The organism is Sulfitobacter brevis (assembly GCF_900112755.1).
Lineage (GTDB): Bacteria > Pseudomonadota > Alphaproteobacteria > Rhodobacterales > Rhodobacteraceae > Sulfitobacter > Sulfitobacter brevis.
In genome coordinates this window covers 135715-160018 of record NZ_FOMW01000007.1, presented here as the reverse complement: position 1 = coordinate 160018, position 24304 = coordinate 135715, and the positions used below count along the sequence as shown (strand labels likewise).

The 24304-nt window shown below is 57.7% G+C and carries 18 protein-coding genes; 13 read left to right on the top strand and 5 right to left on the bottom strand.

The window, feature by feature from the left end; translation table 11 throughout:
• The first annotated feature begins 1 nt into the window (after position 1).
• The 3 genes from BM174_RS11295 to BM174_RS11285 are packed head-to-tail and all read left to right on the top strand — an operon-like array spanning position 2 to position 4346.
• On the top strand, positions 2 to 946 hold the full coding sequence (locus tag BM174_RS11295; protein ID WP_245766339.1) for a hypothetical protein: 945 nt from the start codon (positions 2 to 4) through the stop codon (positions 944 to 946).
• Positions 943 to 3516, top strand: coding sequence for a hypothetical protein (locus tag BM174_RS11290; protein ID WP_425442357.1), 2574 nt, complete (start codon positions 943 to 945; stop codon positions 3514 to 3516). Before BM174_RS11295 ends, BM174_RS11290 begins: the two co-directional genes overlap by 4 nt.
• Positions 3513 to 4346, top strand: coding sequence for a glycosyltransferase family 2 protein (locus BM174_RS11285; RefSeq protein ID WP_093923962.1), 834 nt, complete (start codon positions 3513 to 3515; stop codon positions 4344 to 4346). The genes BM174_RS11290 and BM174_RS11285 overlap by 4 nt, the downstream gene beginning before the upstream one ends.
• 13 nt (positions 4347 to 4359) lie before the next feature.
• On the opposite strand, the gene BM174_RS11280 is transcribed toward BM174_RS11285, so the two are convergent.
• Positions 4360 to 5547: a glycosyltransferase gene (locus tag BM174_RS11280; protein WP_093923961.1), complete on the bottom strand. Its 1188-nt coding sequence runs from the start codon at positions 5545 to 5547 to the stop codon at positions 4360 to 4362.
• Positions 5548 to 5794: 247 nt separating this feature from the next.
• Between BM174_RS11280 and BM174_RS11275 the strand changes: the two genes are divergently transcribed.
• Entirely contained in the window at positions 5795 to 7132 is a 1338-nt protein-coding gene (locus BM174_RS11275) for an oligosaccharide flippase family protein (protein ID WP_245766338.1), read from the top strand.
• 15 nt (positions 7133 to 7147) lie between these two features.
• On the opposite strand, the gene BM174_RS11270 is transcribed toward BM174_RS11275, so the two are convergent.
• The 3 genes from BM174_RS11270 to BM174_RS11260 form a co-directional block, all read right to left on the bottom strand.
• Complete coding sequence (locus tag BM174_RS11270; protein ID WP_093923960.1) at positions 7148 to 8443, bottom strand: GumC domain-containing protein; 1296 nt, start codon at positions 8441 to 8443, stop codon at positions 7148 to 7150.
• Positions 8444 to 8585: 142 nt separating this feature from the next.
• Positions 8586 to 9524, bottom strand: a complete 939-nt coding sequence (locus BM174_RS11265; RefSeq protein WP_143092447.1) for a CpsD/CapB family tyrosine-protein kinase — start codon at positions 9522 to 9524, stop codon at positions 8586 to 8588.
• A gap of 89 nt (positions 9525 to 9613) precedes the next feature.
• A complete protein-coding gene (locus tag BM174_RS11260) occupies positions 9614 to 10402 on the bottom strand; it encodes a sugar transferase (RefSeq protein ID WP_245766337.1) in 789 nt (262 codons plus the stop codon).
• Positions 10403 to 11007: 605 nt separating this feature from the next.
• On the opposite strand from BM174_RS11260, the gene BM174_RS11255 reads away from it, so the two are divergent.
• From BM174_RS11255 to BM174_RS11215, 9 genes are all read left to right on the top strand, one after another.
• Positions 11008 to 11727, top strand: a complete 720-nt coding sequence (locus BM174_RS11255; RefSeq protein WP_177209469.1) for a MauE/DoxX family redox-associated membrane protein — start codon at positions 11008 to 11010, stop codon at positions 11725 to 11727.
• Positions 11728 to 11868: 141 nt separating this feature from the next.
• Complete coding sequence (locus BM174_RS11250) at positions 11869 to 13008, top strand: CaiB/BaiF CoA transferase family protein (RefSeq protein ID WP_093923957.1); 1140 nt, start codon at positions 11869 to 11871, stop codon at positions 13006 to 13008.
• 154 nt (positions 13009 to 13162) lie between these two features.
• Positions 13163 to 14257 carry a carboxynorspermidine decarboxylase gene (gene nspC / locus BM174_RS11245; RefSeq protein WP_093923956.1) on the top strand — a complete coding sequence of 365 codons (1095 nt, stop codon included), beginning with the start codon at positions 13163 to 13165 and terminating at the stop codon, positions 14255 to 14257.
• 31 nt (positions 14258 to 14288) lie between these two features.
• The gene (locus BM174_RS11240) at positions 14289 to 15530 is read left to right on the top strand and encodes a saccharopine dehydrogenase family protein (protein WP_093923955.1); all 1242 of its coding nucleotides are present in this window, start codon (positions 14289 to 14291) and stop codon (positions 15528 to 15530) included.
• A gap of 318 nt (positions 15531 to 15848) precedes the next feature.
• The gene (locus BM174_RS11235) at positions 15849 to 17363 is read left to right on the top strand and encodes an ATPase domain-containing protein (protein WP_093923954.1); all 1515 of its coding nucleotides are present in this window, start codon (positions 15849 to 15851) and stop codon (positions 17361 to 17363) included.
• A complete protein-coding gene (locus BM174_RS11230; protein WP_245766336.1) occupies positions 17360 to 18817 on the top strand; it encodes a sensor histidine kinase in 1458 nt (485 codons plus the stop codon). The genes BM174_RS11235 and BM174_RS11230 overlap by 4 nt, the downstream gene beginning before the upstream one ends.
• A gap of 44 nt (positions 18818 to 18861) precedes the next feature.
• Entirely contained in the window at positions 18862 to 19248 is a 387-nt protein-coding gene (locus tag BM174_RS11225; RefSeq protein WP_093923953.1) for a response regulator, read from the top strand.
• Positions 19249 to 19542: 294 nt separating this feature from the next.
• A complete protein-coding gene (locus BM174_RS11220) occupies positions 19543 to 21702 on the top strand; it encodes a PAS domain-containing sensor histidine kinase (RefSeq protein ID WP_093923952.1) in 2160 nt (719 codons plus the stop codon).
• A 25-nt stretch (positions 21703 to 21727) separates the two neighbouring features.
• Entirely contained in the window at positions 21728 to 22087 is a 360-nt protein-coding gene (locus BM174_RS11215; protein ID WP_093923951.1) for a response regulator, read from the top strand.
• Between the two features lie 76 nt (positions 22088 to 22163).
• Here the strand turns inward: BM174_RS11215 and BM174_RS11210 are convergent, their stop codons facing one another.
• Positions 22164 to 24251 (bottom strand): catalase, encoded by a 2088-nt coding sequence (locus BM174_RS11210; protein WP_093923950.1) that lies wholly within the window; start codon positions 24249 to 24251, stop codon positions 22164 to 22166.
• Positions 24252 to 24304 lie beyond the last annotated feature (53 nt).

The window sequence follows — 24304 nt, the reverse complement described above, 5'->3', positions numbered from 1 at the left end:
CATGCCGCCACTGACCCGAGGCCTCGCTCTGGCCTGCCTCGCAGCTGCGGGCGCGGGCCTTGCCTACGGGCCGGTCAACCGATTGGTGACGCGGAGGCAGATGCAGGCGCTCTATACCAATCCGCTGACCAAACCAGAGGCGGCGATGCAAGTGTTCCATCTGGGTCATTCGCTGGTCGGGCGTGACATGCCCGCGATGCTGGCACAACTTTGCGGCCCTGCGCATCGCTATCACAGCCAGTTGGGTTGGGGCACCTCGTTGAAACAGCATTGGGAGCCGGGAGCGGTGATCCAAGGCTTCGCGCAGGAAAATGCCCACCCTCATTTCCGCGATGCCCATGAAGCCATCGGTTCGGGGGAGTATGATGCGGTGGTACTCACCGAAATGGTCGAAATCCGCGATGCGATCCGCCATCACGACAGCGCCGAATACCTCACCCGCTGGGCTGCATTGGCGCAGGACGCCAACCCTGAAACCCGCATTTACCTGTATGAGACGTGGCACCACACCAATGATGCCGATGGTTGGATGACCCGTATCGAGCATGATCTGCCTGCCTATTGGCAGGGCGCGGTGAAGTATCCGGCAATGCGTGCCACAGGCGCGCCGATCCATCTGATCCCCGCTGGACAGGTGATGGCTGCGTTTGTGCGTGCGGTGGAGCGTGCAGGCGGGGTTGAAGGGATTAGCAGCCTGCATGACCTTTTCGCGAAAGCGGAAGATGGAATGCCGGACACCATTCATTTTAACGACTTGGGAGCCTATCTCGTGGCATTGACACATTACGCTGTAATCCATCACCGCGATCCCCGAGGTTTGCCTTTTGCTTTGCGCCGCGCTGACGGCACCGCTGCTGTTGCGCCTTCGGCCGCGGCGTCGGCGTTGATGCAGCGCACCGTTTGGCAGGTGGTCACGCAGATGCCCGAAACCGGGGTGGCCGCGTGAACCCGCTTGCCGCTGCCTTTGCCGTTTTAATGGTTGGACACAGCCTGTTCGGTCAAACCGGCCCCGACATGTTGCAAGAAGCTTTGCGCGCTGGACAAGGCGAGGGCACGGTTCAGGCCCAGATCATCAACGGTGCGCCGCTCAGCTATAACTGGGAGCATTCCCATGAGGCCGAAGGGGTCGATGCCCGTGCGGTGTTGCCCTCCGCCGGCATCTCTCACCTGATCCTGACCGAGGCGATACCGCTGGCCAACCACACGCAGTGGTCAGATACCGAGGTCTATGCGCAAGCGTTTTTTGGCCTCGCGGCTTTGGCCAATCCGGACGCCAAGGTCTATCTCCAAGAAACTTGGCACAGCCTGAAAAGCGGCACGGGGGAGGCTGTTGAGCACGATGATAACGCTGGTATCCCGTGGCGGCTGCGGCTCGATCAGGACTTGCCCGCATGGGAGCGCATTGTCGAAGCTGTGGCCGAGGGCAACCGGATCGATACCGCCAGCATTGAACTGATCCCCGCAGGCCAAGCGATGGCGCGGCTCTTTGATGAAATCGGCGCGGGCAGAGTCGCAGAGCTTGCGGATATCTCGGCGCTGTTCAGTGATGATATTCACCTTAATGATCAAGGCCACTACTTCGTTGCGATGGTGCAATACGCGGTGCTGACAGGCGAGGACCCGCAGGGCTTGCCGACGGATTTTAGAAACCGGTGGGGCAAGGCATTTGATACCCCGTCCGAAGATTTGGCGCGGGAGTTGCAGCGTGTCGCTTGGGATGCGGTACGGGCCTATCAGGGTGAGCGGGTCTGGCCGATACCGCCGCCAGCCCCTGTGTCTGGCGCAGATGTGCCCCCAGTTGAAAAGACCGCTGCGGCAGCTGCCAATGCGAACGCCTTGACGCCGGCTCCTGACGCTCCGAAGACCCCCGCGATTGATCTGACGCAGACCCCGCCCGACGCGGTTGCGGGCACCCGCGATGTCGCGATTGGCCTTGCCGGCGTTGCCGACTGGAGCGTTGAACAGCCGTTTCTAGACGTGATGAAGACCGCTCGCCCATGGCTTGGCCATGAACCTTCACGCTTTGGTGGCATGGAAATCGAGGAGCTGGAGGCAGGCGGGTATCTCGATGCCGATGGCTGGCCCGTGAAAATGCCGCGCAGCTTGAGCAGCATCGGCACCTTGATTTTGACCGACATGCCTGCCGAGGCGGTATCGTTAGTGGGGCGCTACCGTCTACGCTTTGAGGGAACGGGCGTGATCGAAGTGGCCGGGAGGGCGAGCGGTGTGCGTTACGGCAAAGGCGAGATCACCTTTGACTATGAACCCGGTCCGGGGAGCGTCGACATCCGTGTTCAGCGCATTAACGTCACTGACCCGCCGCGCAATATTACAGTGGTCAAGGCCGAGAACGCCGAACGCTTTGACGCAGGCGCGCTGTTCAACCCCGATTGGACCCGCCGGATCGGGCAGTTTCGCGCCCTGCGTTTTATGGATTGGATGGCGACAAACGATAGCAGCCAGTCGCGGTGGGAGGATCGCCCCAAACCCGCCGATATGACCTATGCCCGCAAGGGTGTGCCGGTCGAGGTTTTGGTGGCGCTGGCCAATGAGCTTGAAATGGATGCGTGGTTTAATATGCCCCATCTGGCCGATGATGGTTACGCGCGGAGCTTTGCACAGACCGTTGAGGCAAATCTTGATCCGCGCCTGAAAGCCTATGTCGAATTCTCCAACGAGGTTTGGAACTGGCAGTTTGGACAGGCGCGTTGGGCCGATGAGCAGGCCCGCGCGCGCTGGGATGAAAAAAACAAATGGATGCAGTTATATGGGGTGCGCGCCGCCGAAATAGCGCGGCTGTGGTCTGAGGTATTTGGCGAGCATGCCGAGGCCCGATTGATCAATGTGATCGCGACCCAGACCGGCTGGATGGGGTTGGAGGTTGATATCCTTTCCGCGCCGCTGGCCACGGCCGAAGGGACCACCGCACCGGCGAGTGCGTTTGATGCCTATGCGGTCAGTGGTTATTTCGGCGGTGTTCTGGGGCTGGAGGAGCGGCAGGCCACTGTTGCGGGCTGGCTTGCGGAAAGCCTGGCGCAGGCCCGTGCACAGGCCAGCGCCGACGGGTTGGAGGCGGAGGCCGCGACGGCTTACATCGCCGATCACCGATATGACCATGCCACAAAGATCGCCGCGCAGGAGCTACAGGACGGATCGGTCAGCGGAAATACAAGCGATACCCTAACCGATCTGATTGGCCGCGTCTGGCCGTATCATGCTGCTGTGGCGCGGTCACAGGGGCTTGATCTGATCATGTATGAGGGCGGCACGCATGTCGTGGGTCTTGGGCCGATGGTGGATAACCAAGCGCTGACAGACTTCTTCCACCATTTCAATTACACCGCAGAAATGGGTGCCCTTTACGGCACCTTGCTGACCGGATGGCAGGCCATTGGCGGGCAATTGTTTAATGCTTTTTCTGACGTATACGCCCCGACAAAATGGGGCTCTTGGGGGGCGCTGCGCCATCTGGATGACGAAAATCCGCGTTGGGACGCTTTGGTGAATTTCCGATGAGACAAGTCAGCGTGCTGATCCCCGCCCATGATGAGGCCGCTTGGTTGCCCGATTGTCTGGAGGCGATGCTCGCTTCGGAGCCTGTGCCCAATAAGGTGCAGGTCATCGTGATCGCCAATGGCTGCAGCGACAATACCGCTGATATTGCGCGCGGGTTCGCGACGCGGTTCGAGAGTAAGGGGTGGCGCTATACCGTGCTGGATCTGCCCGAAGGCGGTAAGCTGAAAGCTTGGAATGCGGGGGAGTTGTCGGCCATCGGCGATGTGTTGATCTATCTGGACGCTGATGTGCACGTTTCTCCGCCGTTGATCGCGCAAATCGCCGCCGCGCTTGATACCGATTTGCCGCGCTATGCCAGCGGTAGGCCGCGCGTGACCACGGCCCATAGCGCCGTGACGCGGCATTATACGCGGTTCTGGCGCACGACCCCTTTCATGGTCCACGGGGTGCCGGGCTTTGGAGTATTTGCGATGAACCGTGCGGGGCGCACGCGCTGGGGCGCTTGGCCCGATATCATCTCGGACGATACTTTTGCGCGGCTGAACTTCGCCCCCGAAGAACGCCTGTCGGTCTCCGCCACCTATAATTGGCCGATGATCGAAGGCTTTGCGCCCTTGGTACGGGTGCGGCGGCGGCAAGATGTCGGCGTGGCCGAGATCGAAGAGCGGTTCCCCGAGTTAATAACCAACGACGACAGCCACGACCGGACTAAGCCGATCTGGCAACGGGCGCTGCGCGATCCTCTGGCCTTCGGGGTCTTTGCCGCGGTGCGGCTGGCGATTTTCCTGCCGGTGCTGCGCAGTAAGGATCGTTGGGTGCGGGGCCGCTAAACTCGGCCCGTTTTTAGCCGCGCATATGGTCGGCAAGCTTGGCGGCCTCTATCGCCACGTCATGGCGCGCCAACACGCGTTCGCGTGCCGCTGCGCCCATTTTTTCCAACTTTGCCAAGGGCGCTTTAACCAACTTCTCAAGCGCTTGTGCTAAGGCATCTGCATCGCCAGCGGGGACCAACCAGCCCGAGGTGCCATCCTGCACTAATTCAGGCGTGCCCGCGATCAGGGTCGAGATGATGGGGCGGCCGGCGGCCATTGCCTCCATCACCACCATCGGCAGACCTTCGGCAAAGCTTGGCATGACCAGCGCATGCGCATTGTCGAGTTCGGCTTTCACGCGGGCCTCATCGACCCAGCCTGTCAGCGTCACGCGTTCAGCCAGTCTGAGAGATTTGATGCGCGCTTCAATCATTGGGCGCATCTCTCCATCGCCAATCAGCGTCAGATGCAGCGGCGCGGTAGCCTGCGCCAGAGCCTCGATCAGTGCCAACTGGCCCTTCTGTTCAACAAACCGGCCAATCGCGACCACGCGGCGCGGGCCTTTCGGGAACGGTGCGGGCGCAGGAAAACGGGCAGGCTCAATACCGCAATGCACGACCTTAATCCGCGCCCAATCAACCGGGGCGGCCCAGCGGCACAATTGGCTGCGCCCGAACTGGCTGATCGCGACGGTAAAGGCGGCATGGTGGATTTTGGTGCCCAGCGACAAGGCACGCGGACTGTCAAATTCCTCGGGGCCATGCACGGTAAAGGAATAGGGCAGGTCGCCCAGCATATGTGCCAGCATCGCCACGGTGGCGGCGTTGGTGCCAAAATGGGCGTGTAGATGGGTGATGCCTTCGGCGCGGGCGCGTTGGGCGACAAAGCAGGCTTCGGCGAGATAGATCAGATGGCGCAGGCGGCCGACCTCGGATGCTGCCCCCAGACGCCACGCCGCCTGCAAGGTTTCAGCCCATCCAGACGCATCTTGGCGCAGGGTCTCCCAAACGCTGCGGGCCAAAGTCGCACCGCCCTCCGAGAGCACATACTCGGTCTTTGCCGCCTCGCTGAGGTCTTGCGCGTCGACCAATTTTTCGGCGCTGGGGCGCATGGCAAAGCGCAACACCTCATGGCCCTGCGCCTCAAGCGCGCGGATTTCGCGGCGAATAAAGCTCTGCGAGGGTTGCGGATAGGTGTTGAGAATATAGCCGATCTTCACGTTTTGATATCCAAAGCTGGGTTAGAGGTCGGAGCAGCAGGCCGCGCGCTATCTTGGCGGTCGTGAGCGGCTTTGACCACAGGGTTTCGGCCCTGGGCCAAGGTGGGTGTCGCATTGGTGTGTATTTCTTTCGCGGCAAGCCCCCGCATGACCCGCGATCAACCGTTGCGGCTGGTGCCTGCGCGGGCAAGGCGATAACCTGACCCGAACAAGGCAGTGAGGCAGTTTTTCAAAAGTGTTCGCGCGTATGCTCCACCTGCTTGGTGACAATCGTCTGATGGCGCGGGTGGCGCGGTCGGCCTCGTGGATCGTGCTGGGCTACGGCGCCAGTCAGGCGATCCGGTTGGCCTCTAACCTGATCCTGACGCGGTTGCTGTTCCCCGAAGCCTTTGGTCTGATGGCGTTGATAAGCGTTGTCACTGTGGGGCTGACCCTTTTTTCGGACGTGGGCATTGCCCCCTCCATCGCGCAAAGCAAGCGCGGCGATGATCCCGATTTTCTCAATACTGCCTGGACCATTCAGGTCGGGCGCGGCTTTGGGCTGTGGCTTGCCGCCTGTGCACTGGCGTATCCGGTGGCGCTTTTCTATGACCAGACGGAGTTGACGTTATATCTGCCAATGGCGGCGCTTTCGCTGGTGGTGGCGGGGTTTAACCCGACGCGGATCGAAACGGCGCATCGGCATCTGCTGATGGGGCGGTTGATGGCGCTGGATTTGCTGTCGCAGGTCATTGGCATCGCGACGATGGTCGCGCTGGCGCTGGCGTTTCAGTCAGTGGCGGCTTTAGTCGTCGGAGGGGTGATCGGCGCAGTGGCAAAGCTCGCCTTGACGCATCTGTTCCTGCCGGGGCCAAGCAACCGCTTTCGTTGGGAACGCGCCGCCGTGACCGAGCTGGTCCATTTCGGCAAATGGATATTCCTCTCGACAGTGTTTTGGTTCTTTGCCTCGCAGGGCGACAAGGCGGTCTTGGGTAAATTCCTGACCCTCGAAAATTTTGGCATCTATAATATTGGCTATTTTCTAGCCAGCTTCCCGCTGTTGCTTGGGCTCAACGTCACGGGGCGGGTGATGATACCGGTCTACCGAGAGAAAGCCGATCCGCTGCGCCTGTTGCGGATGCGCTATGGGTTGAGCGCTGCGGTCATCGGGTTGTTGATCGTGATGGCATTTGCGGGGCCATGGCTGGTCAGTCATCTTTATGATCCGCGCTTTGCCGAAGCGGGCGCGATCGTGGTGGTTTTATCGGTGGTATTGATGTCGCAAGTGATTGGCATGACCTATGATCAGGCTGCATTGGCCGCCGGAGATTCGCGGCGGTTTTTCGTGTACTCAGCCTTGCGCTCTACCTTGCAGGTTGGCTTGTTGCTGGTTGGCGCGATCACGTTTGGATTGATCGGTGCGCTGATTGGCATGGGCATCGCGTTAGTGCTGGCGCATCTCGTGTTGATCTGGCTGGCACGCGTTCACAAAGTCTGGGATCCACGCCACGATCTCACCTTTGGCGCAATTGGTGCATTGGCTGGGAGTACAGCGCTCTGGCTGCATTGGGATGCGATCGTGGCGATGGCGAGAGCATCGGTTTAATTGGCGGCGCGGTGTTTAGTTGCGCCGCGCCAAACGCGCGGCCCGGCCTTTTTGACCCGCTGCGCGACGTTGCTGCCAGAGCGAAGACACGCGGCGCGGCGCTTTGCTGCTTTTCGCTTCGGGGATTGAGACCACAGGCATGAGCCCTGTTTCACGCTCCATCTGGCGGGCAGTGCGGATCACCGGGCGGCGCAACTCTAGCAACAGCGCCAGCACCAGTGCCGCGAGAACGGAGGCACCGCCGCCCATGATCGCGCGTATCTTGCGGCTCATGGTGATCGGATAGTCCGGCACCTGCGCTTCTTCGATGGTGATTAACCGTTCGCCACGGGCATCGGTTTCGAGCGAAAAGCCGACTTCGGCCTCGTTGCGACGGGCCGAGGTGACGTCAAGCTGGCTTTGCAATTGCGCCATGCGACGTTCGTAATTTGCCAAGGCGCGATCTACCTCGGGGGTCGTCTCGATGCTTTCGGTCAAAGTTGCGCGTCGTTCAGCCAGCAATGCGCGTTGGGTTCTGAGGCTTTCAAGTTGGTCGTCAAGCTCGCGTTCCTGCCGTGTAACGGTTGCTGCGCGTGCGGATCTGTCAATGCCAGTGCGGGCCAGTTCGGTGGTGATAATCTGGCGGTCCAGTTCCAGCAGGGAATCGTTGAGACTGGCCACTTCTGCACGGCGGAAGTTGAGACTGCCTTCGATGGAAAGATCGTTTTCGGCGCGGAAGGTCGCCAGTTCACCTTCAAGATTAGCGATATCACGGCTGAGGTTTTCTTCTTGCCGCAAGAAGAAGTCGAGCGTTTCACGGGTCTGGCTGGTACGTTGTTCTGCGGAGAGGGCGCGGGTACGGTCTGCGATTTCATGCGCCACAGCTTGCGCGCGCACAGCACTGTCCATTTCTGCGGTGATCGTCAGAACCGAGATCGTGCCATCCTCTGAAAAGCCTTCACGGGCCGCCGCGACGCCAGTGATGGTGACGGAACGGCGCAGCAGATCAACTTTTTCCGAGGGGCGCAGAGCGGTTAGATTGTCGTAAAGATCGTATTTCGCGATAATCTCAAGCAAGGTGCTGCGGGCCATCAATTGCTGCTGGATGAGCTGCAAACGTCGCGCAGAAGAGCCCGCGACTGTGGTCGGGGCCAGCGCGCTATCAATTTTTGGCTGTTCGATCTGGATGACTTCGGACGACGAATAGAGATGGGGCTTGGACAGCGCCCAGAGCACCGAGGCGATGCAGCCTGCAAATATGACGAACGCAATCAACACGGCCCGACGGCGGACCATGTCTAAAAAATCATCGAGCGAATAGATTGGACCCATCAGCCTGTCGTTCCCATAGCATTATGCCCATCGCGGTGCGTAGCGCGGTCGATCCGCACCTGTGCCCGACCGTGTTAAGCAGCACAATTTGGTAATAATAGGGCAAGGCCGTTGAATTCAACAGGTTCAAACGATCATCGGATCAGCTGTAATCAGGAATGCTGGAGCGGCGTGCGCGGTTCAGAACTACCCCCAAAAGCGGCACCTGACCTTCGAGCAGCCGCTCACATTCAACCAATTGACGTGCCATCGTCTGGGTTCCGTCCGAGACCAGCAGCACCCCGTCAAGCTGCGGCAGGAAGGCAGAAACGTCATCATGGGCCAGCATCGGCGGCATGTCGTAGATCACCAGATCGGGCGTTAATGCGGCGGTCATCCGATTCAAAGTGTGCGCTGTCGCGGCGCCTTGCAGCACTTCCGCGGGGGAATTGTCGGCAGTGTCGTTCAGGCCCAATGCCAGCGTATCACTGAGGCGCACGAGATGATCTTCAAGTGCCAAACCACCTGACAGGAAGTCGCGCATGTTGTGGCGCGGATGCATGTCAAAGGCATCGGCAAGGCCGGGGTGGCGCAAATTCAAGTCCATTAAAATAGTGCGCGAACCTTCAACTCTGCTGAGCGCCAGCGCAAGATTCACCGCAGTAAAGGTATTGCCGCAGCCGCGCGTCGGCGCAGTCACCGCGATATTGCGCCAGCCGTGTTCCTTTGTCGTCTGCCGCAATCTTGTGCGCAGCAGGTCAAAGGCACGCGCGGTTGCGGTATCGCGGTCAGCATCGGCCACAGGCATCGCCGTGTTACGTGCGCGGTTTGCACCTGGTTCCTCAATGTCGAGGTCCTCCCAGCGGGCGATGCGCTCGGCATGGCTCAGAGGGTCGTCGATGCGCGTCGATCGGCTCCGGATTGCCGGGGCTTCTAGAGCGTTGAAAACGTCCCGTTCGTCGAGCTGAGGGGCATCAAGACGCACGTCGGCTTGATCCAGATGCGCACGCCGTGGCCGAATGCTGTGGCGCATCCCTTCCAAGGTGCTCAGATCGAAAGGCATATCACCCTCGGGTATGTCGGACAGATAGCTGTCTTTCATGGCATCGGCCTTTCGCTTTTTGGAGTTGGGCATTTTGGGCATTGGTGCAGAGTAAACTTTTTTGTTGCGGTCGGGCAGGGGATCATCGGTCAATATCCTGTGCGACGCAGAACCACGCCAACCGTGCGGATCAAAATTGTGAGATCGGTGCCGAAGGTAAGCGACCGTTCATAAGCGGCATCCACTTCGTTGCGATAAGCAAAGCGGCTGTTGTTGCGTGTAGAGATTTGCCACAGTCCGGTGATACCGGGGCGCAGGGCCTCGTAGGCGCGTTTGTCGCCATAAAGCGTCGCTTGGTTCAGCATCATCGGGCGTGGACCGATAAGGCTCATGTCGCCGAGCAGGACGTTGAAAAGCTGCGGTAATTCATCGAGCGATGTCGCGCGCAGCAAGCGGCCGACAGGTGTGACACGTGGGTCGGATTTCAGCTTTTGCATCGAGTCCCACTCCTGACGCAGGGCAGGGTCGGCGGCCAGATAGGTTTCCAGTACCGTGTCAGCATCACGCACCATCGTGCGCAGCTTCAGGATCGAAAACGTCTTGCCGTGACGACCGATGCGGCGCTGGGTATAGAACGCAGCACCGCCCTCCAGCCAAAGCGCGAGGGCAAATAGCGCGACGAGGGGCACAACGATCGGCAGGCTTACCGCAATCAAGGTAAGGTCAAAGGCGCGCTTGAAAAACTGGCGGTATATCCCGTCGCGCGTTTTCGCGGCGCGTGCGGATTTGCGCGCCAAAGCAGCTTCCCAGACAACACTTGGCGCGGGTCTGCGCAGGCCGACGGACGCGCCCATAGGCATTGCAAAGTCCAGATCGGTGGACCTTAGGGACATATCAAACACGCTGTAATCGGGCGCATCCGGAGAAAACTTCTTCATGCTAACCCTCCAAGGGTTTCATCGTAATTCTTAACGCCCCTCGCGCGCAGACCCGCGCCGGAAGGGTACTTGTAACGGCCGCGTAGTGGCCCCGGGTCGATAACAGCGACCCCGCACTTCTAACCTGCTGCTTTTCACGTTAGCGGCAGGCACTTAAATCGCTTCGCAACCTACCCAATCGTATATGGGACTCGCCCAAGGGAGTTACGACCCTGCCCAATTGGTACCACATTTTCGCCTAATTTTACCGAGTTTGTCGGAAACAAACTGTTTCGATCTGTGACCTCGGTGTTTCTCTCGCAACGGGAATTATCACTTTATATTAAGGCATTCGGCAGATTTCGCGGATGTTGACCAGCCGAAAGTCGTCATCGCTCAATCTGGAGTGAGGCGTAAAAAAGGCAATGGTCGCCCGAATGCTGTATTTCGGAACCTTCCTACGCAGGAAGAGCGTTTAGCAAATAAGAGAGTCTGAGGGCTGGCAAACCAAGCCAGCTATTTGTGCCGTAAAGCTACAGTACCAAAGAATAGGGGACGTCATGACCACTGCATCAACCAACCCGCCGCAACCTTCCACATCAGAGAAGACTGCCACCCTTTACCGGATGGTGATGACCGAGCACATGTGCCCCTATGGGTTGAAGTCCAAAGACCTTTTGGAGCGGCGGGGGTTTAAGGTTGAGGATCACCACCTGACCACCCGCGAGGAAACCGAAGCATTCAAGGCCGAGCATAACGTCGAGACTACGCCACAAACCTTTATCGCCGGACAGCGCATCGGTGGGTATGATGACCTGCGGATCCACTTCGAGATCGACAAACCCGAAGCAGAACAGAGCGACACCTCCTATACCCCGGTGATTGCCATCTTTGCGATGGCCCTGTTGATGGCGCTGGCGGTATCTTATGCGGCCTTTGGTACGATCTTTACTCTGCGCGCGTTTGAATGGTTCATCTCGATCTCGATGTGCATTCTGGCAATCCAGAAACTGCAGGACGTGGAGAAGTTCTCCACAATGTTTCTCAACTACGATTTGCTGGCGCAGCGTTGGGTGCCTTACGGTAAAATATATCCCTTCGGTGAGGCACTGGCAGGCGTGCTGATGACGGCGGGGGCGCTGACATGGTTGTCGGCACCGGTGGCGATTGTGATCGGCGGGATCGGTGCGGTGTCTGTGATCAAGGCGGTTTACATCGACAAGCGCGAGCTGAAATGTGCCTGTGTGGGCGGCGACAGCAATGTGCCGCTTGGGTTCATCTCGCTGACCGAGAACGTAATGATGCTCGCGATGGGCATCTGGATGCTGATCCGCTACGTCGGGTGAGTGATGGCACGTGATCGCCCAGTCGGTCCGGCCGACTTGTTATCCTGCCAGCCCTTGCATAGCGTTCGATCGGTGAATGTGAGGGGACAGGTCGTATGAATAGGTGTGTTAGCGTCGCTATAATGGCGCGTGTGGTCGAACATGGCTGAGCGGCAAGGTCCGCTCAGCGGGATGCGCATCGTTGAGATGACGGGCATCGGGCCGGTGCCCTATGCCGCGATGGTGCTAGCTGATATGGGCGCCGACATTATCCGCATTGACCGGCCCGGTGGCTATCCGGCGATTGACCCGACTTTGGATTTCGCGTCGATGGATGCGGCTTCGGTCTTCTACCGTTCGCGCCCTCTGGTTGAGCTAAACCTTAAATCCGCCGCTGGGCGCGAGGTTATGTTTGACTTGATCGGGCAGGCGGATGCCCTGATCGAAGGCTATCGGCCAGGCGCGATGGAAGCTTTGGGGGTTGGACCGGAAGACTGTCTAGAGCATCGCCCTTCATTGGCTTACGTCCGTGTGACCGGATGGGGGCAGGAAGGGGAGATGGCGCGGCAGGCGGGGCATGATCTGAACTATATCGCCCTGTCAGGTGCCTTGTCGCTTTTTGGCCGCGACGGGGTGCCGCCCGTGGCAATCCCGCCGCTTGTGGGAGATATGGCCAGCGGTGCGTTGTTTGGCGTGATCGGTATGTTATCTGCTGTGCTGCACGCCCGAACGACGGGGCAGGGACAGGTGGTGGATGCAAATATCGTCGACGGGTCTGCCAGCCTCTATACTCTCTTAACCGCATTGGCTGCGATGGGGGCGCATAGCGCACCTGCGGGGCAAAACGTGTTGGATGGCGGGCGGCATTACTACCGCACCTATGTTTGCGCGGATGGCGCTTATGTCGCGGTCGGGGCGATTGAACCGGCCTTTCGCCGCGTGCTGCTGGAAAAGCTCGGGCTGTTAGAGGATGCGCGGTTTATCAAAAGCGATATCGCTGATGACCCCTATTGCACCGCGACGCTTGGCGGGATTTTTGCAGCAGAAACACGGCAGCACTGGGCGGCCCTGTTCGCCCAGAGTGATGGTTGCGTCACGCCGGTCTTAAGTCCGCAGGAGGCGCAGGCTGATCCGGTCAATCAGGCGCGTGGTCTGTTTCAAACGGTGGATGGTGTCGTACAAGCGGCACCCGCGCCGCGCTTTTCCCAAACGCCCTCCGCGATCAGCCTATCGGCACGCTGCGCCAGCAAATCAAACCCTGATGCATTGCGGCGATGGGGGATCGCGCCGGAACGGATCTGAGCTCGGGGCGTTTGCAACCTGTAAGCGGACTATTCCAGCGCCGACTTTTTCGCATCCCGATCACCGAACGGCACAGTCGAGGTTTGCCTTATCAGAGCGCTTATTCTAAGCGGTACCCCGCGATTGAATCGCTCCACAGCACGAGGAATTTGCCATGCAAACCCCCTATTACCTCATCGACAAAGCGCGCCTGCTGCGAAATCTCGAAAAGATCGCATGGCTCCGGAATGCCTCGGGGGCGAAATCATTGCTGGCGCTGAAATGCTTTGCGACGTGGTCGGTTTTTGATCTTATGGCCGAATATATGGATGGTTCCACATCTTCATCGCTCTACGAAGTCAAGCTGGGGTATGAGAAATTCGGTGGTGAAACCCACGCCTATTCAGTGGCTTATGCGGAAGATGAAATTGCCGAGGTGCTCGCCAATAGCGACAAGATCATTTTCAATTCGATCGGCCAGCTCGACAGGTTCGAGAGTGTTGCGCAGGACCATGTGCGGGGGTTGCGGGTCAACCCTGGTGTTTCAACCTCGGAGTTTGATCTGGCCGATCCGGCGCGCCCGTTCAGCCGCTTGGGCGAACATGAACCGGCCCAGATCGCGGCAGTGGCGGACCGGATTAGCGGGCTGATGTTCCACAACAACTGCGAGAACGATAACTTCAACCGCTTTGACGAGATGTTAACCCTGATTGAGGATCGTTTCGGCGCAACCCTGCATAAGATGGCATGGGTGAGTCTCGGGGGTGGCATTCACTTTACCGGTCCCGATTATCCGCTCGATAAGCTTGCCGGACGGCTGAAGCGCTTTGCCGAAGACTTCGGCGTGCAAGTCTATCTGGAGCCGGGGGAGGCCACGATCACAGGGGCGGCGACGCTGGAGGTTACGGTGCTGGATACGCTGCACAACGGCAAGAACCTAGCCATTGTCGACAGCTCGATCGAGGCGCATATGCTTGATCTACTGATCTACCGAGAGCCCGCAAAGATCAGCCCCGACACCGGCGCACATGAATGGATGATCTGCGGCAAATCCTGCCTTGCGGGCGATATATTCGGTGAATTCCGGTTTGACGCGCCGCTGACGGCGGGCGACCGGATTTCATTTCAGGACGCTGCCGGTTATACGATGGTCAAGAAAAACTGGTTCAACGGTGTGAAGATGCCCGGCATCGCGATCCGTGAACTGGATGGAACCGTCCGCCTGGTCCGCGACTTTGGCTATGACGATTTCAAAGCCGCCCTGTCTTAATCTCAACAACTATACGAGGTCTTTTGAATACATGAAACGCAATGTTCTAATCATCGGTGCCGGTGGCGTCGCGCAGGTCGTGGCGCATAAATGCGCGCAAAACAATGATGTGCTGGGTGACTTGCATATTGCAAGCCGCACGGTCGCAAAGTGTGAAGCGATCATCGAAAGCGTGCACGAAAAATCCGCGATGAAACAGGACGGCGTTTTTGCGGCCCACGCCGTGGACGCGATGGACAGTGATGCAGTCGAGGCGCTGATCAACACGTTGGGCACCCGGATCGTGATCAACGTGGGCTCGCCCTTTGTGAACATGTCGGTGTTGGAGGCCTGTATCCGCACAGGCGCCGCCTATATCGACACCGCAATTCACGAAGACCCCGCCAAAATCTGCGAAACGCCGCCGTGGTATGGCAACTACGAATGGAAGCGCCGTGCCGATTGTGCGCAGGCCGGGGTGACGGCAATCCTTGGTGCGGGGTTTGATCCGGGCATGGTCAACGCATTTGCCCGCTATGCCGTTGATACGTTTATGGATGATGTCAAATCGATCGACATCGTCGATATTAACGCAGGCGATCACGGTAAGTATTTCTCCACCAACTTTGACCCAGAGATCAACTTTCGCGAGTTTACCGGCACTGTCTACAGTTGGCAGGACGGCGCGTGGCAAGAAAACAAGATGTTCGAAAAGCGTCGCGAGTGGGACCTGCCTGTCGTCGGCAAACAAACCGCCTATATGTCGGGTCACGACGAGGTGCATTCGCTGGCCGCGAACTACCCGCAGGCCGACGTGCGCTTCTGGATGGGCTTTGGCGAGCACTATATCAACGTCTTCACTGTGCTGCAAAATCTGGGTCTGTTGTCCGAACAGCCGGTTTTGACCGCCGAAGGCCTTGAGGTTGTGCCGTTGAAACTGGTGAAAGCCGTGCTCCCTGATCCCTCGACGCTGGCGCCGAATTACACCGGCAAGACCTGCATCGGCGATCTGGTGAAAGGCACCAAAGATGGCAAGGACGTTGAGGTTTTTGTCTACAATGTCGCCGATCACAAAGACGCCTATAACGAAGTAGGCAGTCAGGGGATTTCCTACACTGCAGGCGTGCCCCCCGTGGCGATGGCGATGCTGGTTGCGGATGGCACCTATGACTTGGGCACAATGTTGAACGTTGAAGAGCTTGACCCGAAGCCCTTGTTCACGCTGCTCGATAAGATCGGCCTGCCAACGCGGGTGAAGGACCACAATGGCGATCGTGAGTGGCACAAGGTCTGAATAGGGGCCGGTGCTTTCAGCGCTTCAAATTTTAAAAAGAGCAGGCGCGGAGAGGGATCTCTGCGCCTGCTTAGCTTATGCCTCTGTTGCGCGATTGGCATAATCGGCGTTCAAGCAGCGCTTGTTCCGTTCGTGATTGGGCGAAACCTCGACATTATGCTCTTGCGATCTAAGTAACCTTTTTGATCTAGAGCTGTAAAAACGTTTCCGGATACATTGTGCCAGATTGCAGAGCGATCACTGCTCGGGATAAGCTGGCGTGAAAATTGTCACTAGGCCCTGTGTCGCAGCATGGGGTTGCTGCGCAGGATAGCTAGTATGCAACTCGAAACGGCGATCAAGCCAGAGCCCAGAGTATTAACAGGAACCAAAGGGCTGGATGATGTTCTGGTCGGCGGGCTGACGCCGCACCGGTTGTATCTTGTCGAAGGCACGCCCGGATCGGGGAAAACCACTCTGTCTCTGAGGTTTCTTATGGAGGGACGGGAGGCCGGTGAAAAAGGTCTCTATATCACTCTGTCAGAGACGGTGATGGAACTGCAAGGCGTGGCGCGGTCGCACGGCTGGACGCTGGACGACATTGAGTTGTTCGAAATGCTTTCGGAAGATGAGTTTGGCCCCGAGCACGAGCAATCTCTCCTGCACCCAAGTGAGGTTGAACTGGGTGAAACTGTGCGCAGTGTCATCGAGCTGGTCGAGAAGACCAACCCCACCCGCGTTGTGCTGGACAGCCTGTCAGAGCTGCGGCTTCTGTCACAGAATCCGCTGCGGTATCGTCGGCAAATACTTGCACTGAAACACTTTTTCGCACGCCGAAACTGCACGGTACTTATGCTGGATGACCGCTCCGCCGAGCCGGGTGATCTGCAACTGCATTCCATAGCGCACGGGGTTACCTCGCTGGAACAACTCGCCAATGATTTCGGATCCGAGCGCCGTCGCCTGCGGGTGACTAAAATGCGCGGGCTGAAGTATCACGGCGGCTACCATGATTTTACAATCGAACGCGGCGGTATTTGTGTCTATCCGCGGTTGATCGCAGCCCATCACCATCGCAATTTTTCCGCCGAGCCGGTCACCACGGGATTGACTGAACTGGACGCGATCCTTGGCGATGGTCTCTTTCCCGGCACCAACACATTGTTGAGCGGCCCGGCAGGGGTTGGCAAAACCACCGTTGCCGTGCGCAGCATGATCGCCGCCCTCCGGCGTGGGCAAAAGGCGGCGTATTTTCTGTTTGATGAACGGCTTTCCACTCTGATGATCCGCTCAAAAGCGCTCGACATGGACTTGCAGCCCTTTATCGATTCCGGCGCTTTGGAATTGCGCCAGATTGATCCTGCGGAACTCTCGCCCGGTGAGTTTGCTGCCGCCGTGCGTCACAGTGTTGAAGTAGATGACGTGGGCGTTGTCGTAATCGACAGCCTCAATGCCTACCTGCACGCCATGCCGAGCGACAATTTCCTTGTGCTGCAGATGCACGAATTGCTCAGCTACCTTGCGCAGCAGGGGGTTTTGTCGCTGATGACACTCGGCCAGCACGGGGTGACGGGCGAGCTACGGTCAGATGTCGATATCAGCTATCTGGCCGATACGGTGATGATGCTGCGGTTCTTTGAAACCGACGGTGAAGTTCGCAAATCAATTGCGGTTATCAAAACGCGGACGTCGGACCACGAGCGAACCATTCGCGAGTTTAAGATTGACGCAAGTGGCATCGTCGTGGGCCAGCCGCTCCGCAACTTTAGCGGCATTCTTTCCGGCTCTCCGGTGTATAACCGCAACCACGGCCAGCTTAGGCCGCTGGATGATGATGGGTCGCCGCAGAAGTGAACGAAATCGTGGTTCAGAGCCTTTCCCAACGCTACGACGTTCAAAACTTAGCCGCTTCTCTTGCCGTCCTTGCGCCGCGTGGGCGCGATGCCGCCGTGGTCAAACAGTTGCTGGCCCGCGAAGCCATCGAGACTGTGGTGGTCGCGTCGCTTGATGGACTGGCCGCAATCATTACCGACGGTATAGGTGCTGTTTTGGTAACCGAAGAAGCGTTAGCTGGCGGGGGAGGGGCGTTACAAATCGCCGTTGGGGAGCAGGCGACATGGTCGGATGTGCCCTTCATTGTGCTTGCCAACGGCGCAATCACGAACCGTTCCGATCAGGCGTCCAACCGCTTGAATGCGCTACAAAACGCGGTGCTGTTATCGCGCCCGCTGCATGCTGAAGAACTGATACGCTCGGTGCGCTCTGCCTTGACGGCGCGAGGGCGGCAACACCAATCGCGCACCCAGATGGAGCAGTTGAGGCTGCGTGAAAAACAACTCCATGAGAGTGAAGCAAAGTTTCATGCCATTGCCGATTTTGTGGATCAGATGATCTGGTCCACAACGCCCGACGGTCTTCATGATTACTTTAATCATCGCTGGTATGAGTTCACCGGAGTGCCTGAAGGATCAACCAACGGTGAGGAGTGGAATGGGGTTTTTCATGCGGATGATCAGGCGCGTGCCTGGGATCGCTGGAACCATAGTCTCGCCACGGGGGAGCCCTACGAGATTGAATATCGGCTACGGCATCGCAGCGGGGAATATCGCTGGGTTCTGGGGCGCGCGCAGGCTGTGCTCGGCGCAAATGGTGAGATTCAACGCTGGTACGGCAGTTGCACTGACATCCACGAGATCAAGATCGCCGAAGAACAGCGCCAATTGATGCTGGCAGAGATGAATCACAGGGTGAAGAACTCGCTCGCCATGGTGCATGCAATGGTCTCTCAAACTCTTCGGCAGGCCGAGAGTTTGGTCGATGCCAAGGCGTCGATTGAATCGCGCATCAGCATGATGTCGCAAGCCCATGACCGGCTTGTGCAATCAACCTGGACCAATACCCATATCCTTGAGGTCGTGCTGGCCGCGCTGGCGCCGCATTCGAACGGTGAGGGGCGTACCACCATCGGCGGGCCGGACTTGCCTATCGGTTCTAAACAAGCGCTGGCACTGACGATGGCGCTGCACGAACTGGCAACAAATGCGATCAAATACGGGGCATGGCTGGGCGAGATCGGGCAGGTCGACGTGAATTGGAAGGTCGAAAACACCGCTGAAGGAGAGATGTTTATCTTCTCATGGATCGAGAGCGACGGCCCGAAGGTGCAAAAGCCCGAGCGGCGCGGATTTGGCAGTCGGATGATTGAACAGGCACTTGCAGGGTATTTTTCGGGCACCGCGGAACTTCGATACGAACCGGACGGTTTGTCCTTTGATCTCAAGGCACCACTGGCGGGTTTGACTGGATGAGATTGCCAACCTAGATTGCTGCAAAACGAGATCGAGTTTATGTTATGACGTCAGATAAATCCGCATTGCCCGCCGTACTTGTGGTCGAAGACGAGCCTTTGATCCGGCTGGAGGCGGTAGACACAATCGAAGATGCCGGCTTTCGAACTTATGATGCGGGGTCGGCGGATGCCGCGCTCAAAATACTCGAAGCGCAGGATGACATCGGCGTCTTGTTTACCGACGTAGACATGCCGGGCTCAATGAATGGGATCAAATTGGCGGGCCTTGTGCGGGAGCGCTGGCCGTCGCTGGCGATTATCATCGCCTCGGGCATTGTTGATGTTGACAAAGCCCAGATGCCCGAAGGGACGCTGTTTTTCCCGAAGCCCTATCCCACGACACGCATTATCGCAGCTCTTCAGGATATTGCGGCAAACCTGCGGAGTTGATCTCGCGGGCGCTCGCAACTTCAGGGAGTGTCAGGCAATCGGGCTTAACCCGACGGGATATGTAGTTTCGCAGTGAACGATCTGATGGGCACCAGCGCTCCCGAATTCTCATCGACATAGGTCGAGAAATTGCTCGCGCTTTGTGGGAATGCGAGCAGCTTTTTAACATAACGCATCCATTTTCACATGGTTTCGGTTGATTGAGCCTTGCCCTATAGCGTAATGCACCTCAGCATTGCGGCGATACCCGCGCGCCTGACCGATCCTGAATGCCCGACGAGCGAGCCCTGAGTAATGATGCAAAATTCTGTTCCCCAACACCCAGAGCTGCAATCGCTTATTGATGCGATGAAAGACGGGGCCGCCATCATCGCAGCAGACGGCACGATTTTATGGGTAAATGATACGTGGCGAAAGTTCGCGGCGGCAAACGAGGGGGACACCGCTGATGAATATGTAGGCGTCAATTACCTCGATGTTTGCCGTCAAAGCTCGGACGCCGGAGACGAGTTGGCGCGGCGGGTTGGCACGGGCATCGGCGGCGTTCTCTCCGGTGGCGAGGAATTTAGCACTGAATATCCCTGCCATTCGCCAACTGAAAAGCGCTGGTTCGAGATTATCGCCAGACCATTTGGATTAAGCGACCAGAAGTATGCACTGATCGCGCATCGCAACGTAACATCGCGCGTAGAAGCAAGTGTTGAAGCCAGCCATGCCGAGCAGAATGTCGAAAACTTAGCGGCCATCGTCGCGACCATGCCGGACGCGGTTATCGCTTTTGATCTCGATGGCAAGATCATCAGTTGGAACGCGGCCGCCTATAAGCTTTATGGCTATGAACGCGATGAAGTGATCGGTGAGAGCATCGAAATCCTTTATCCGCCAAACTGGCCTGCGAAGGTCTCTGACTATATCGCCGACATCATTACCCGCGAATTGCGCAGCTTTGATGTGGTGCGACAGACCAAATATGGTGACAAGCGCACGATTGCGGTGACGGCTGCGCCGATCCGCTCCATCACAGGCGAGATTATCGGCATTTCCAATGTGCACCGCGATGTCACGGACGAACGGGCTGCGGAACAGCGACTGCGCAACGTTTTGGATAACCTCTTTGCCTTTGTCGGTATCCTCGGGCCAGACGGTACGCTGCTGGAGGCCAACCGCGCTCCTTTGGAGGCGGCCAATCTTGTGAACTCCGATGTGATCGGCAAGAAATTCTGGGATACCTATTGGTGGAACCACGCACCCGATGTTCAGGAACGCCTGATACAGGCGTGTAAGGATGCGCTGAAAGGCGAGCTCATCCGCTATGACGAACAGGTGCGAATTGCAGACGGAAGGCTCGTCTGGATTGATTTTCAGGTCGCGCCGCTAAAGGATTTGGATGGCAAAATTGTTAATTTGATCCCTTCCGGCATTGATATCACTGCACGAAAGAAGATGGTTGAGGCGCTCAAAACCTCACATGATACGTTCCAAAATCTCGTCGCAAAGTCACCCTTTGGGATTTACACCGTTGATGAGGACTTTCGCCTCGCCCATGTCAGCGATGGCGCTCGCAGCGTGTTTGAAAATGTAGACCCACTGATTGGGCATGATTTCGAGGCAGCCCTGCGCACGGTTTGGGCCGAGCCGTTCGCCACCGAGGCCATCGGATTGTTTCGCCATACGCTCGCAACGGGGGAGCCCTATCAGGCGCCGTCCTCCACCAAGATTCGGCAGGACACTAGTGAAATTGAATCCTACGATTGGCGGATTGAGCGGATCACTATGCCGGATGGGCGACTAGGCGTTGTCTGTAATTTCTATGATCTTTCTGAACGTCAGCGGTATGAACACCATGTGCGCATGTTGATGCGCGAAGTGAATCACCGCTCGAAAAATCTGCTGACGGTGGTGCTGTCGATGGCCCGCCAAACGGCACGCAACTCGCAGCCTGTGGATTTCGTCGAACGCTTTAGCGAGCGGTTGCGGGGCCTGTCTGCCTCGCAAGATCTGATTGTAAAACGGAACTGGGACGGGGTCGGGGTGCGTGAACTTGTACTGTCGCAAATGAATCATTTGAGTGAGGAAGTGCGGGACAACCGCGTTCAGGTCGACGGGCCCGAAATTATCATCTCGCCTGCGGCGGCGGAGGGGATTGGCATGGCGCTGCATGAACTGGCAACCAATGCACTGAAATATGGTGCACTTTCGGTTGCGGACGGGACGGTTTTGGTGCAATGGAACTTGCAACAGGACGACCAGGAATTTTCTATTGACTGGCGTGAGATGAACGGCCCCGCAGTCAGCCCGCCCGAACGTCGTGGATTTGGTCGGATCGTGATCGAGCGAATGGCGGCGAATTCCGTTGGCGGCAGTGTTGAGTTGGACTATGACCCCACGGGGGTACGGTGGAATCTGACTGCCCCGCTCGACGGGGTCAGAAATAAAGTGAGCGCATTGGCGTAACGATTACTTCCGGAGGTGAAAGAACTTGGGCAATCGCATTATCATCATCGAAGATGAGGTTTTAATCGCGTTGGATATTGAGCAAGCTGTCGCTGACGCGGGATGCGAGGTTGCAGGGTGTGCACGGACGATACCCGAGGCATTGGATTTTCTGCAGAACCAAGATTACGATGGCGCGGTTGTGGATGCAAACCTGAACGGCGATAGCGCCCGACCGGTGATGGAATACCTCGACCGCAATCAAACGCCCTACATAGTCGTCTCCGGCTACACGCGTGACCAGCTGGAGTTTTTATCAGACGAAACGCTGTTGATCGGTAAGCCGTTTAGCATGGGCGAACTTACGTCCTCCATCCGGGGCCGTTTGCGGGCCCCTGTCGCGTAACGCGTGTGCAATTCTCGCTAGAATTCCACCACGGATAACCAAAAGGGCCTGATTATAAATCAGGCCCTTCGTGGTTTTAGACGTCCAGTTTCACTTTGTCTTCGCGGCTCCAGTGACGCGTCGAAACTTTGGCTAGAAGAGCTTTAGCGTCGCTGGAAAGGTCAAAGAAAAAGTCGTCCGGCTTAACCCCAACCTTGTCGAGCAAGGGCTTCGCGTCGGCGGTGTGTCCGATGGCCTTACAATGCGCAAAGGCGTCGGACACGAAGTCGAGTGCGGCTTTCTCACCCGCCAGTTCGCGTGCGCCACTTTCCGACAGGACGATCGCCACGGCGTCAAACATCACCGAAGGCGCGCCGTCTATCTTCTCATCGGCAGGCAGCAGCTTGCCGCCCTCTAGCTTTGCGCCGCCCACCTTTGGCGCGACTACTTTGACCATCACGCCCTGAGCTTTGGCCTGCTCCATCACGGCGTTAACCACATCTGCATCTGATCCGTCCGCGACTAACAACCCGAGCATACGGCCCGCGACAGGGGCCTTGTGCTTGAGGATCGAAAGCGCGTCGGAAGCAGCGAGCTCCACAGGTTTCTTGGCTGCTGCGATTGCATCGGGGAGGTCGATGCCAAGGCCATCTGCTGCGCGCTTTGCCAGATCCTCATCAACATTGCGCAACTGGGCCAGTACCCTTTTCCGCACGTGGTTAAGCTGTACCTTGGAAAGTTCGAACACCAAGGCCGCGACCATGTGGTTTTGCTCAACTTCGGTTTGCGACTTAAAGAACTGTCGCGCTTGACTGAAGTGATCGGCAAAACTTTCTGCCCGCACGCGGCGCTTTCCGTCGCCAACATTCTGCTTATCCAAAATCGACCTGAATCCAGCGTCCGTCGCACGCGGGCCTGCGTCCTCATTGGCTTCATCCAGACTGTTTGGCTCGTAATTTGCCCGCCCCTTGTGGACTTGGGTCTGCATCATCCCGTCGCGTTGGAAGTTGTGCATCGGGCATTTGGGCGCGTTTATCGGAATCTGGTGAAAGTTGGTCGTACCGAGCCGCGATTTTTGGGTGTCGAGGTAGGAAAACAGCCGACCCTGCAGAAGCGGGTCGTTGGAAAACTCAATTCCCGGTACGATGTTGGAGGGCAGGAAGGCGGCCTGTTCGGTTTCGGCAAAGAAGTTATCTGGATAGCGGTCAAGCACCATCCGGCCAATAATTTGAACAGGAATTTCCTCTTCAGGGATCAGCTTGGTGGCATCTAGCACGTCATAGGGTTGCTTGTCGGCCCAAGCCTCATCAAAGACTTGAATGCCAAGTTCCCATTCAGGGTAGTCGCCCGCTTGTATCGCTTCGAACAAATCGCGGCGATGGTAATCGGGATCGGCGCCAGAGATTTTGACTGCCTCGTCCCATGTTGTCGATTGGACGCCAAATTTTGGCTTCCAGTGGAACTTCACCATTTTCGCGTCGCCAGCTTCATTAACCAAGTGGAACGTGTGAACGCCAAACCCCTCCATCATGCGCAAGCTGCGCGGCAGGGTCCGGTCTGACATCGCCCACATGATCATATGCATGCTTTCAGGCATCAGGGAAACGAAGTCCCAGAAGGTGTCATGTGCGGTCGCTGCTTGCGGGAAGCCGCGGTCGGCTTCTGGTTTCACGGCGTGCACGAGGTCGGGAAATTTCATCGCGTCTTGGATGAAGAAGACGGGAATGTTGTTGCCGACCAGATCCCAGTTGCCCTCATCAGTATAGAACTTTACCGCGAAACCACGCACATCGCGGGGGGTATCCTTTGACCCTTTCGATCCGGCCACTGTGGAGAAGCGCGTAAACACAGGGACTTTCGCGCCCTTTTTTTGAAATAGCGAGGCTTTGGTGAGTTCCGGGATCGCCTTGGTACATTCGAAGTAGCCGTGCGCCCCGGTGCCGCGTGCATGCACGATCCGCTCGGGGATCCGCTCGTGATCAAAATGAAAAATCTTTTCGCGCAGAACGAAGTCTTCAAGTAGGGCAGGGCCCCGTTCGCCGGCCTTCAAAGTATTCTGGTTGTCGGAAATAGGCACCCCGTGGTTAGTGGTCAGTGCAGGTCCACCCCGCTGCTGTGTTTCGCCGCCGGAGCCCTGTGGGATCTCTTGGGATGATTTGCCGGATTTTGAGGGTTGTTTTGCCATGATATTCGCACTCCGATTCGGTAGATGATTACAAAAATTTGCGGTTTGTCAGG

Bases quoted from the DNA above. Each gene is read 5' to 3' on its own strand.
- BM174_RS11295 (WP_245766339.1), top strand. From the start codon at position 2: ATGCCGCCACTGACCCGAGGCCTCGCTCTGGCCTGCCTCGCAGCTGCG.
- BM174_RS11285 (WP_093923962.1), top strand. From the start codon at position 3,513: ATGAGACAAGTCAGCGTGCTGATCCCCGCCCATGATGAGGCCGCTTGG.
- BM174_RS11275 (WP_245766338.1), top strand. From the start codon at position 5,795: ATGCTCCACCTGCTTGGTGACAATCGTCTGATGGCGCGGGTGGCGCGG.
- BM174_RS11270 (WP_093923960.1), bottom strand. From the start codon at position 8,443: ATGGGTCCAATCTATTCGCTCGATGATTTTTTAGACATGGTCCGCCGT.
- BM174_RS11265 (WP_143092447.1), bottom strand. From the start codon at position 9,524: ATGAAAGACAGCTATCTGTCCGACATACCCGAGGGTGATATGCCTTTC.
- BM174_RS11260 (WP_245766337.1), bottom strand. From the start codon at position 10,402: ATGAAGAAGTTTTCTCCGGATGCGCCCGATTACAGCGTGTTTGATATG.
- BM174_RS11255 (WP_177209469.1), top strand. From the start codon at position 11,008: ATGGTGATGACCGAGCACATGTGCCCCTATGGGTTGAAGTCCAAAGAC.
- BM174_RS11250 (WP_093923957.1), top strand. From the start codon at position 11,869: ATGGCTGAGCGGCAAGGTCCGCTCAGCGGGATGCGCATCGTTGAGATG.
- nspC (WP_093923956.1), top strand. From the start codon at position 13,163: ATGCAAACCCCCTATTACCTCATCGACAAAGCGCGCCTGCTGCGAAAT.
- BM174_RS11240 (WP_093923955.1), top strand. From the start codon at position 14,289: ATGAAACGCAATGTTCTAATCATCGGTGCCGGTGGCGTCGCGCAGGTC.
- BM174_RS11235 (WP_093923954.1), top strand. From the start codon at position 15,849: ATGCAACTCGAAACGGCGATCAAGCCAGAGCCCAGAGTATTAACAGGA.
- BM174_RS11225 (WP_093923953.1), top strand. From the start codon at position 18,862: ATGACGTCAGATAAATCCGCATTGCCCGCCGTACTTGTGGTCGAAGAC.
- BM174_RS11220 (WP_093923952.1), top strand. From the start codon at position 19,543: ATGATGCAAAATTCTGTTCCCCAACACCCAGAGCTGCAATCGCTTATT.
- BM174_RS11210 (WP_093923950.1), bottom strand. From the start codon at position 24,251: ATGGCAAAACAACCCTCAAAATCCGGCAAATCATCCCAAGAGATCCCA.